Below are 1,056 nucleotides of genomic sequence, written 5' to 3'. Positions count from 1 at the left end.
GATCGCCGAGGACTACGCGATGCTTCAACACCTCGCCGAGGGGCGCGTCGACCTGATGATGGGTCGCGGGAACACCGCGCCGGTCTACCCGTGGTTCGGCAAGGACATTCGCGCCGGAATCCCGTTGGCGCTCGAGAACTATCAACTTCTGCGCCGGCTGTGGGACGAGGAGGTCGTGAACTGGCAGGGGGAGTACCGCACTCCGCTCCAGGGATTCACGTCGACGCCGCGCCCGCTGGACGGCATCGCGCCGTTCGTGTGGCACGGTTCGATCCGTAGCCCCGAGATCGCCGAGATCGCGGCGTATCACGGCGACGGATTCTTCGCCAACAACATCTTCTGGCCGAAAGAGCACTACATCGAGCTGATCAATCTCTACCGCCGGCGTTACGAGCATTACGGCCATGGGTCGGCGGATCAGGCGATCGTCGGACTCGGTGGTCAGGTCTTCATGCGCAAGAACAGTCAGGACGCGGTCAAGGAATTCCGTCCGTATTTCGACAATGCTCCGGTGTACGGACACGGCCCCTCACTCGAAGAGTTCACCGAGCAGACGCCGCTGACCGTCGGTTCCCCTAAGCAGGTCATCGAGAAGACGTTGGCGTTCGCCGATTTCTTCGGTGACTATCAGCGCCAGCTGTTCCTGATGGATCACGCCGGGCTGCCGCTGAAGACCGTGCTCGAGCAGCTCGATCTGCTCGGTGAGGAAGTTGTTCCGGTTCTGCGCCGTGAGTTCGCGGCCAGGCGGCCCGCACATGTGCCGGACAACCCGCCCACTCACGCGTCGATGAAGGCAGCTCGTGAGGCAAGCAGTGTCACTGCCTGACGAGCAACCGCTTGACGTTCCGGTCAGTACCACCGAACTCGCCACCGACGCCTGGGAAGCACTGTTTCGCGCCCAGGTGTCGGTGCTGCGGCGGCTGGCCGCCGATGACGTCTGGGATCAGGTGACGATGCGCGAGTACGACGTGCTGTTCACTCTCAGTCTCGCGCCGAGCCTCTCGGAAGTCGACGTGGCGGCCGACGACCGGATCGAACTTGCGCAGGGTCATGCGG

1 protein-coding gene and 1 pseudogene are annotated in these 1,056 nt (G+C 63.4%); both read left to right on the top strand.

Annotated features, from left to right (window positions below; genetic code table 11):
- On the top strand, window positions 1-826 hold an 826-nt coding region (locus ABT116_RS49890), incomplete at its 5' end, for a CE1758 family FMN-dependent luciferase-like monooxygenase (protein ID WP_351648385.1).
- A pseudogene (locus tag ABT116_RS49885) lies at window positions 813-1,056 on the top strand (hypothetical protein); the annotation flags it as partial. The gene ABT116_RS49890 and the pseudogene ABT116_RS49885, both read left to right, overlap by 14 nt.

The sequence above is a fragment of the Streptomyces sp. NPDC002130 genome, from assembly GCF_040296465.1.
Classification (GTDB): Bacteria; Actinomycetota; Actinomycetes; order Streptomycetales; family Streptomycetaceae; genus Streptomyces.
This window is presented reverse-complemented; position numbering and strand designations above follow the sequence as displayed.